The organism is Streptomyces sp. NPDC042638 (assembly GCF_040647235.1).
Classification (GTDB): Bacteria; Actinomycetota; Actinomycetes; order Streptomycetales; family Streptomycetaceae; genus Streptomyces; species Streptomyces rameus.
The window spans coordinates 49,250-58,559 of record NZ_JBEZBT010000001.1; the positions used below are offsets into that span (position 1 = coordinate 49,250).

Consider the following 9,310-nt stretch of genomic DNA (forward strand, 5'->3'; position numbering starts at 1 on the left):
GGGCCACCGGCGGCGCTCGCTACGGAGCTCCCACCACGTCGTCCCCGGCCCCCGCGGGGACCGGTACGGCCGGCGCGGCGCCCTCGTCCCCGTCGGTGTTGACCTTCTCGATGACGGCCAGGCGCTCCGGGGTGTCCTCCGGCTTCAGGCAGCCGATGAGGACGTACAGGACCAGGGAGACCACGAGCGGGACCGACACCTGGTACTGGAGCGGGACACCGCCGTCGACGTTCCAGTTGACGGGGTAGTTGACCAGCCAGAAGGCCAGCAGGCCCGCCGCCCAGCTGGTGAGCGCGGCCGTCGGTCCGCTGCGGCGGAACGCGCGGAGCAGACCGAGCATCATCGGGATCGCGATCGGGCCCATCAGACCGGCCACCCACTTGATGACGACCGTGATGATGTCCTTGAAGGCGGGGGAGTTGACCTGGGTCGCGACCGCCATGGACAGGCCGAGGAAGACGACCGTCGTGACCCGGGCCGCGATCAGGCCCGAACGCTCGCCCCACGCCCGTGCCCTCGCGGACAGCACCGGCGCCAGGTCCCGGGTGAACACCGCCGCGATGGCGTTGGCGTCGGAGGAGCACATGGCCATGGTGTGGGAGAAGAAGCCGACGACGACCAGGCCCAGCAGCCCGTGCGGCAGGAGCTGTTCGGTCATCAGGCCGTAGGAGTCGGAGCCGTCCGGCTTCTGGGCGTGGACCAGCAGCGGGGACATCCACATCGGGAAGAACAGGACCACCGGCCAGACCAGCCACAGGATCGCCGACAGCCGGGCCGAGCGTTCGGCCTGGTGGGCGCTGCCGGTGGCCATGTAGCGCTGGGCCTGGTTGAGCATGCCGCCGTTGTACTCGAAGAGCTTGATGAAGAGGAACGCCAGCAGGAACACCGTGCCGTACGGGCCGATCAGCGGCTTGCCGTGGCCGTGCAGCGCGGGCTCGTCCCAGGCCCCGAGGAAGCCGATGTGCTTGTCACTCAGCTTCACCACGACCGCGACGAACATGGAGACGCCGGCCAGCAACTGGATGATGAACTGGCCGAGTTCGGTCAGTGCGTCCGCCCACAGGCCGCCGATCGTGCAGTAGACGGCGGTGATCGCGCCGGTGATGAGGATGCCCTGGTTCAGGGAGACGCCGGTGAACACGGACAACAGGGTGGCGATCGCGGCCCACTTGGCGCCCACGTCCACGATCTTCAGCAGCATGCCGGACCAGGCGAGCGCCTGCTGGGTCGGCAGGTTGTAGCGGTTCTTCAGGTACTCCAGCGGGGAGGCCACGTGGAGCCGGGAACGCAACCGGTTGATGCGCGGCGCGAACAGCTTCGACCCGATGGCGATGCCGAGCGCGATGGGGAAGGACCAGGTGATGAAGGAGGTGACGCCGTAGGTGTAGGCGATGCCCGCGTACCCGGTGAACATCACGGCGCTGTAGCCCGACATGTGGTGCGAGATGCCGGAGAGCCACCAGGGCATCTTGCCGCCGGCCGTGAAGAAGTCGGAGACGTTGTCGACGCGCTTGTGCGACCAGACGCCGATCGCGACCATCACACCGAAGTAGCCGATGAGCACGGCCCAGTCGAGACTGTTCATGTGCCCGATCGTGGGTCCGGGTACGTGAACGCGACAAGCAAGCGGTAGGTCAAGTAAGGGTAAAATTGTTCGACTTGATGACTTCAGTTCAGATTCATGAACAGTCTGTGGTGCGAAACCGGGCTATCTCATCAACTCCCCGGCGTTCACGAGCAGCTGCTGTCCGGTGATCGCCCGCGCCCGCGGCGAGGCGAGGAACACCGCCGCGTCCGCCACGTCCCCGTCGGTGGCCGGCTCCGGCAGTGCCATCCGTTCGGTCAGGCGGCCCAGCACCTCGTCCTCCGTGACCCCCTCCGTCCGCGCGGTGAACCGGACGTACGCCTGCACCGGCGGCCCCCACATCCAGCCCGGCAGCACGGTGTTGACCCGGATCCGGTACGGCCCCAGCTCCCGGGCCAGTGAGTACATCGCGCTGGTCAGCGCCCCCTTCGACGCGGCGTACGCGGTCTGCCTCACCTGCGAGGGCGCGGCCACGGCCGACTGCGTCCCGATGAACACCACCGACCCGCCGCCGGCCGCCTTCAGCGCCGGCAGGCACGCCCGGGTCATCCGCAGCGTCCCCAGCAGGTTCACGTCCACGACCGACCGCCAGGTCGCGAAGTCGGCGTCCTCCAGCCCGCCGAAGTACGAGTCCCAGGCGGCCACGTGCACCACGGCGTCGATCGCGCCGAACCGCTCCCGCGCCAGCGCCGCCAGCGCCTCGCACTGCCCCTCGTCGGTGATGTCGGTGGCCCGGAACGCCGTGCGCGCGCCGTCCGGATCGATCCCGGCCGCGCTCTTGGCGAGGTTGGCCTCGGTGCGCGCCCCGAGCACCGCGTTCCCGCCGTCCCGTACGACGGCCGCGGCGACCTGGTGGCCGAGCCCGGCCCCGACGCCCGAGACGACGACGGTCTTGCCGGTGAGCAGGGACATCGGGGCCTCCCGGGGTATGGCGTTCTATCTGACGGAGCGTCAGAGTATGGGCGACCGCGGGAGGACGGAAGGGGAACCGCATGAGCGAGGACACCCGCAGCGACCTGTACGCCGAGCTGGCCGCCGTCGGACCGTACGGTGTCCGCCCCGGCCACGCCCTGATCACGATGGTCGAGCCGCACCCGGGCCACGAGTACGCCTACAACCGCTGGTACGAGGACGACCACTACTACGCCGGTGCGATGGCCATGCCCTGGATCTACGCGGGCCGCCGCTGGGTCGCGACCCGGGAACTGCAACTCCTGCGCCACCCGGAGAAGTCGGCGGTCGCCCAGCCGGTCACCGCGGGCTGCTACCTCTCCACCTACTGGATCACCGCCGGCCGCTACGCCGAGCACATGAAGTGGACGGTCGCCATCAACAAGCGGCTCAACCGGGACGCCCGGGTCCACCACGACCGCACCCACGTCTTCACGGCCTTCCAGGACCACGAGACGACGGTGTACCGGGACGGCGCGGCCGGGCCGCGCGACGTCCACGCCCTCGACCACCCCTACCGGGGCCTGGTGCTGGAGGTGATCGACGCCGACTCCCCGCGGCGGCGGGCGGAACTGCTGGAGTGGCTGCGCGCCCGGCACCTGCCGCGCCGCCTCGCCGGCTCCCCGTCCGCCCTGGTCACGGTGTTCCGGCCGACACCGCTGCCGGGCGACCGCATGACCTACGTCAAGCAGGTCGAGGGCGTGGACACCCGGCTCACCCTGCTGTGGTTCCTGGAGCGGGACCCGCGGGAGTGCTGGGCGGACCACTTCACAGGCCTGGACGCGGACGTCTCCGCCTCGGGGCTGGGCAGGGTGGAACTGGTGGCGCCGTTCATCCCGACGATCCCGGGCACGGACACCTACGTCGCCGAGCTACGCGGCAGCCGGTAGCGCACCGGCCGGCACGACGCCGGCCGGACTCACCTCAGCTCCTCCGGGCACGGCGTACCGCGCGGCAGCTGGTACGGCGCGGCCAGGTGGTACGTCCCGGCCCGCGGGGCGAGCAGCATCGTCCACCTGTCCCCGTTCCCGTCCTCCGGCGTCTGCATCAGACACCCGTTGACGTTCCGGTACGTCTTCGGCGTACCCGGGGAGGGCTGCGGCGGCTTCACGCTCTTGCCGTGCTCGTCGACGATGCTCAGCCACGGCGAGTACGGGATCCGGATCAGGATCCGCCCGGCCTCGCGCACCCGCAAGGTCATCTCGCCCTGCTCGGCCCGGTCCACCACCGCGTTCGGCTCGGCGAGCGGCGCCGGATCGGTCACCTGGAACAGCTGCCAGTTGGCGTCGCCCCAGACCTGCCTCAGATACGGCATCCCGCGCTGCAGCAGCTCCCGCTCGCCGCCGTCCCCGTCCACGTTGTCCTTGGGCAGCACCACGTAGTGCACCGCCCAGCGCTGGAGCCACTCGTGGTAGGTCGCCGAGTTGAGCGTGTCGTCGTAGAAGAGCGGGTTGCGCTCCATGTCGGCCTGCCGGTTCCAGCCACGGGCCAGGTTGACGTACGGGGCGAGCGCGGACGCCTCGCGGTGGGACCGGGCCGGGACCACCTCGACGCGGCCCTTCTCGGCGCCGGCCTTCTGCAGCTCGTTCACGAGCGGGGCGAGCTCCCGCGCCCAGGAGGCGGCCGGCGTGGTGTGGATGATGTCGTCCACCGACTTGAAGCCGAGCCAGCCGACGAAGCCGAGGAAGGCCAGCACGGTCACGTACCACTGGCGGGACTTCGGCACGGTGTACGGCAGGGCCGCGATCAGGGTCGCGCCCGCGAAGAGCATCGGCAGCCGCGAGATGTTGGACCCGATCTGGGAGCTGATCAGCCACACCAGCACGACACCGATGCTGTAGACGGCCGCCGTCAGCCGGACGGTCACCCACTTCTTCGGCACCAGGAACAGGCACAGCACGCCGTACAGCAGCGGCAGGATCACCGAGCCGATCCCCATCGGCTGGGTGCCGGAGAACGGGAACAGCCACGCCGACACGGCGACCACCGCCGACGGCGCGAGCCCCAGCGCCCACGCGCCCGGCCGCCGCTTCTGCAGGAACAGCGCGACCGCGACCAGGCCCACGAACAGGCCGGCGACCGGGGAGGACATCGTCGCGAGCGCGGCCAGCGGGGCGGCGACCAGGGCCTTCGCCCAGCGTTTGTACCGCCACCGGTACGGCCAGCAGAACACCGCAGCGACCGCGCCGAGCGCGAACATCATGCCGAGCCCGAAGGTCACCCGGCCGGAGATCGCGTTGCAGATCAGCGCGAAGATCCCGGCGAGCGAGACCCACAGCGGGTTCCTCACCGCCCGGCTGCGGATGAGGATCATCGTCAGCAGGCCCGCCGAGAGCGTCCCGGCGATCATCATCGTCGTACGGACGCCGAGGACCGACATCAGGTACGGCGAGACCACGCTGTACGACACCGGGTGCATGCCCCCGTACCAGGCGAGGTTGTACGCCGAGTCCGGATGCCGGCCGACGAACTCCGCCCAGGCGTCCTGCGCGGCCAGATCGCCACCGCTGTTCGCGAACGTGAAGAACCAGATGATGTGCAGTACGCCGGAGAGCGCCGTCATGGACAGCACCGGATGCCGCAGCAGTCGCCGCCGGAGCGGTTCCAGGGCGGCGAGCAGACGGGTACGCACGCCACCGGGACGGCCTGCCGCGTCGCCGTCACCGTCCGTGACGGCCGTCGCACCCGCCGTCGCACCCGCCGTCGTACCGGCCGTCGTACCCGCCGTCGTACCGGCCGTGGCGACGGCCGGTCTCTCGGCGGCCGTCTCCGTCGCGACGTCGGTCATGGGCAGACGTATTCGCGAGCCGGATCCGGGCCCCGGATCGGCGTCGTCGGCGCGTGTCGGCTCCGCTGTGGCCACCTGAAGGCACTCCCCGTGTCCCGGCTTCTGTTCTCGGCCGCTTCCTGCAGTGTTCCCGGCCGCTTCCCGTCCAGGTCGCCGCCTCGTCCCGAGACCGGCGACCTGCCCCGATTCGTGACGCTAGCACGCACCCCGCCACGGGGCTGCCGGGCGGGGTTGCGCGGACGGGGTGCGCGGGCGGGCGCGGGGGTGCTGCCGGTCAGCTCACGCGGGTGAGCTTGGCGCCGAAACCGGGCTCGGACAGATCCTTCTGGAGGGCCACCGGAACCTTCACCGCGCCGGGCGTCCCGTCCCCGACGGTGAGCGTGCCGACCTGGGTGCCGGCCTTCGCGGTGTGCGGCACGGCGCCGGAGGTGAAGGACAGCCTCGCCTTCAGGCCGGCCCAGCCGACGGCGGAGACGTCCTCGGTGACCACGATCGGGGTGTGACCGCCGAGCCGGTCGTCCACGTACCCGACCACATCGCCCTTCTTGAGGATCTTCGCCGAGGTCAGCGCGTCCTGGGCGGCGAGCAGCGCGGTCTTGCTGACCGTGTTGGCCGTGCCGAGGATGGGCGCCTTGTTCTGGCCGAGGATCGCGCCCACGACGGTGACCGTCTGCCCGCCGACCTTCTTGCGGGAGGCGAAGAGCAGGTTGCCGCCGGCCGCGGTGGTGCTGCCGGTCTTGATGCCGATCGCGCCGATGCGGTACGGCAGCTCGTTGTAGTTGGGCCAGTTGTGGCCGGAGGGGTCCGTCCAGCTGGCCGCGCTGGTGATCGCGACCAGGGCCGGGACCTTGACGACCGCGCGGCCGAGCTTCACCTGGTCCTTGGCCGTGGAGACGGTGGTCTCCTTCAGGCCCGAGGGATCGGTGTACGTCGTACCGGTCATCCCCAGTTCCCTGGCGGTGGCGTTCATCTTCTTCACGAACGCCGCCTCCGAGCCCGCGTCCCAGCGCGCGAGCAGCCGCGCGATGTTGTTGGCGGACGGGATCATGACGGCGGACAGGGCCTGCTTCTCCGTGAGGTGGTCGCCGGCCTTGACGGTGTTGAGCGTCGACTCGCCGTCCTTGTCGTAGCCGCCCTCCTTCTCCGCCTTCGGGTCGACCTTGATGTTCGGCCCTTCCTGGCCCGGCTTGAGCGGGTGTTCCTTGAGGATGATGTACGCGGTCATGGTCTTGGCGACCGAGCCGATGGCCACGGGGGTCTGCTTGCCGAAGCGGCCCATCGTGCCGATGCCGTCGCCGTCGATCCAGCCCTGGCCCTCGCCCGGCCAGGGCAGGTCGGTCCTGCCGTCGAAGGTGTAGCTGTCCTTCGCGGTGAGCGCGAGGGTGGGCGCCGGCAGCGGGCGGAACGCCTGTACGACCGCGAAGATGATCACCAGGAGCAGGACCAGGGGGGTCCAGATCTTGACCCGGCGCACGATCGTGCGGACCGGGGTCTCCGGGGGCGGGGGCGTGTTCGTCAGCTCCGCCAGCAGGTCCAGCGGGGGCTTCGGCGGGAGCGGCTGCTGGGTGGTGCGCTCCGGGCCGACCTGGGGGACGGGGGTGGTGGCGTCGGGAACCGGGGCCGGGGTCTTGCCGGGCGTACGCAGGTCGTCCCTCAGCGCGACGAACTTGCTGGTGCGCTCGGACTCCGACTCGGACTCGGTCTTGGGCGTGGGCTTGCCGCCGAGCTTGAGCATGGTGGTCGGCTGGTCGACGCCGGGCTTCTCGGGCTGTACGGCCTTGAAGACGGTGGTCGGCTGGTCGACGGCGTCCGTCTGCGGCTCGGGCTCCGCCTCGGCTTCGCCATCGGCGGCGCCGGTCTTCCCACCCGCACCACCCGTGCGGCTCTCGTCGTCACCCGCGGGTGGCCCCTGTGGGCCGTCCCCGCCATCGGCGACCACAGGCCCGTCCCCGCCCGGGGCGGCCCCGGCCTCCGCGGCGGCCCGCACGCCCGCACCGGCTCCGGCGCCCGGGGCGGCCTTGCTCTCGCCACCCGCGTCGCCCTTGGCGCCCGCGCCGGTCTTCGCGCCGGTGTCCGTCTTGCTCTTCGGGTCCGCGTCGGCCTTGGCGGCCTGGTCGGCCTTGTCCCCGGCGCCCGCGCTGGCCTTGGCGCCCGCGCCGGCCTTCGCACTCGCGCTGGCCTCGGCGCCCGCGTCGGCCTTGGCGGCCGTTCCGGTCTTCCCGGCCGGGTCGCCCTTGGCCGCCGCGTCGCCGGTCTTCCCGCCCGTGCCGGTCTCGCTCTTCGGGTCCGCGGCGGCCTTGTTCCCGGCGCTCGCGTCGCCCTTGCCGGCCGCGCCGGGCTTCGCTTCCGCGGCCTTCGCCGCCGAGCCCTCGGCCTTCGCCTTCACGCCCGCCTTGCTCGTGGTGGCCGCGTCCGTGTCGGACGACGCCCCACGCGTGGTCTCCGCGTCGGACGAAGCCCCGGTCTCAGCCGGCCCGTCGGACGGACCCTCGGCCCCCGCCTCCCCGTCGGACGAACTCCCCGGTTCCCCAGCCGCGTTGGACGTGACCTCGGTCTTCCCGGACTTTGCAGTCGCGTCCGTTCCCGGCTTGCGGACCCATGCCGACACCGCCGCGCGCAGGGCGGTGTCCTCCCCGGGCGTGGCGGAGTTCTCGGTGCCGGCCGGCTTCTTCGGCTCGGCCGGGGTTTCGGGTCGTACCGTCAGGACCTTCGTCGCCGTGTCCGTGACGCCACCCGAGGAATCCTTTTCGCGGGAGACCGCGAGACGCGGATCGCGCGCCTCGGGAACCGAACCCGCGCTCCCCGACGTCGGTTCCGCCGACGACTCGCGCTGCTTCGACCTGTCGGGGGACTCGCCCGCCACCGATGCCTCCTCCATGCGCCGCACGCTTGCGCGCGCCCTGTCCGAACCATGTACCAGTGTCCTGTGTGAGGGCATGGCCCCTGCGGTAGACGAGAACGACATACCTACCGGTTCCCTCACGAACCGGTCACGTGCCCTCGACAGACCAATGTGAGAGGGGTCACCCTGTCATTCATCCACGCGGGGAGGCATGGATGGGCAGGAGCCGCAGAACACTTCCGGAGGAGCTTCTGCTGCTGGCATTGGACCCGGCCACGGGTACCACTGCGCAGCCGCAGTCGCTCGACCTCGGTCTGGCCGGTGCACAGCTAGTGGAGCTGGCGCTGGCCGGACGGATAGCCCCAGACGGGGATCGTATCGCCGTGGTGGTGCCACGGCCGACAGGAGATCCGACTTTGGACTGCGCGTTGGAGTTGCTGCGAAGGCGTGGCGCTCCCGTGCGTGCCGTCCATTGGATCGGCGGGCCCCGGCTGGGGCTCAGGCAGACCTATCTCTCGCATCTGGAGCGGTGCGGCATGGTGCACGCCGTGGCGGGCCAGATGTGCGGGGTGCTGCCGACGACGCGCTATCAGGCGACGGACAACGAGATCAGCCGGGAGATCCGGGCCCGGCTGGACTCCGCGATCCGCACCGGTGTACCGCCGGACCCGCGGACCGCGGCGCTCGCCGCCCTGGCGCACGCCGTCGGGCTCGGCAAGCACCTGTATCCGGGGAACGAGGGGCGCTCGTCCCGGTCCCGGCTGCGGGATCTGATCCGCCACGACCCCATGGGCGGGCTCGTCGCCCACGCCGTCATGGACGTGCAGAACGGTGCGGCCGTCCAGCCGCGCCGTGGCCCGGCCTCGGCCGGCCGGCAGGCCGCCGCGCCCGCCGTCCGGGCCGCGGAACCCGCACGCGGGGTTCCGATGCAGCCGCACCGCGGCTCCATGGCACGTGCCGTGGCCCACTGAGCCGCAACCCCGGTCCCCACAGACCCGGTTCGGGAGCCGCTGGTCCGAGCGGGGCGGTGAGACGCTTGTGGTCTCACCCCCCCCCCCCCGGGGGGGCGCGGGGCCCGGGGTAGGGGGGGGGGGCGTAAGCCGGAGGTGAGAGCGGGGGTAATCACCGTGGGGGGGGTGTGGGT

The 9,310-nt window shown here is 71.5% G+C and carries 6 protein-coding genes; 2 read left to right on the top strand and 4 right to left on the bottom strand.

All coding sequences use genetic code 11. The features are described 5' to 3' along the window. Positions 1 to 19 precede the first annotated feature (19 nt). Both AB0B40_RS00230 and AB0B40_RS00235 read right to left on the bottom strand, forming a co-directional pair. Positions 20 to 1,585, bottom strand: a complete 1,566-nt coding sequence (locus AB0B40_RS00230) for a sodium:solute symporter family protein (protein ID WP_362261661.1) — start codon at positions 1,583 to 1,585, stop codon at positions 20 to 22. A 123-nt stretch (positions 1,586 to 1,708) separates the two neighbouring features. After that, positions 1,709 to 2,497: an SDR family oxidoreductase gene (locus AB0B40_RS00235; protein ID WP_362261663.1), complete on the bottom strand. Its 789-nt coding sequence runs from the start codon at positions 2,495 to 2,497 to the stop codon at positions 1,709 to 1,711. A gap of 80 nt (positions 2,498 to 2,577) precedes the next feature. On the opposite strand from AB0B40_RS00235, the gene AB0B40_RS00240 reads away from it, so the two are divergent. Continuing rightward, complete coding sequence (locus tag AB0B40_RS00240; protein ID WP_345048340.1) at positions 2,578 to 3,426, top strand: hypothetical protein; 849 nt, start codon at positions 2,578 to 2,580, stop codon at positions 3,424 to 3,426. Positions 3,427 to 3,455: 29 nt separating this feature from the next. Here the strand turns inward: AB0B40_RS00240 and AB0B40_RS00245 are convergent, their stop codons facing one another. Continuing rightward, positions 3,456 to 5,399, bottom strand: coding sequence for an MFS transporter (locus tag AB0B40_RS00245; protein ID WP_362261666.1), 1,944 nt, complete (start codon positions 5,397 to 5,399; stop codon positions 3,456 to 3,458). A 199-nt stretch (positions 5,400 to 5,598) separates the two neighbouring features. Continuing rightward, on the bottom strand, positions 5,599 to 8,202 hold the full coding sequence (locus tag AB0B40_RS00250; protein WP_362261669.1) for a D-alanyl-D-alanine carboxypeptidase: 2,604 nt from the start codon (positions 8,200 to 8,202) through the stop codon (positions 5,599 to 5,601). A gap of 179 nt (positions 8,203 to 8,381) precedes the next feature. On the opposite strand from AB0B40_RS00250, the gene AB0B40_RS00255 reads away from it, so the two are divergent. Then, entirely contained in the window at positions 8,382 to 9,137 is a 756-nt protein-coding gene (locus AB0B40_RS00255) for a GPP34 family phosphoprotein (protein ID WP_345048335.1), read from the top strand. Positions 9,138 to 9,310: the final 173 nt, after the last annotated feature.

Excerpts from the sequence above, each read along its gene's own strand:
- AB0B40_RS00230 (WP_362261661.1), bottom strand. The coding sequence starts at position 1,585 with ATGAACAGTCTCGACTGGGCCGTGCTCATCGGCTACTTCGGTGTGATG.
- AB0B40_RS00235 (WP_362261663.1), bottom strand. The coding sequence starts at position 2,497 with ATGTCCCTGCTCACCGGCAAGACCGTCGTCGTCTCGGGCGTCGGGGCC.
- AB0B40_RS00240 (WP_345048340.1), top strand. The coding sequence starts at position 2,578 with ATGAGCGAGGACACCCGCAGCGACCTGTACGCCGAGCTGGCCGCCGTC.
- AB0B40_RS00250 (WP_362261669.1), bottom strand. The coding sequence starts at position 8,202 with ATGGAGGAGGCATCGGTGGCGGGCGAGTCCCCCGACAGGTCGAAGCAG.
- AB0B40_RS00255 (WP_345048335.1), top strand. The coding sequence starts at position 8,382 with ATGGGCAGGAGCCGCAGAACACTTCCGGAGGAGCTTCTGCTGCTGGCA.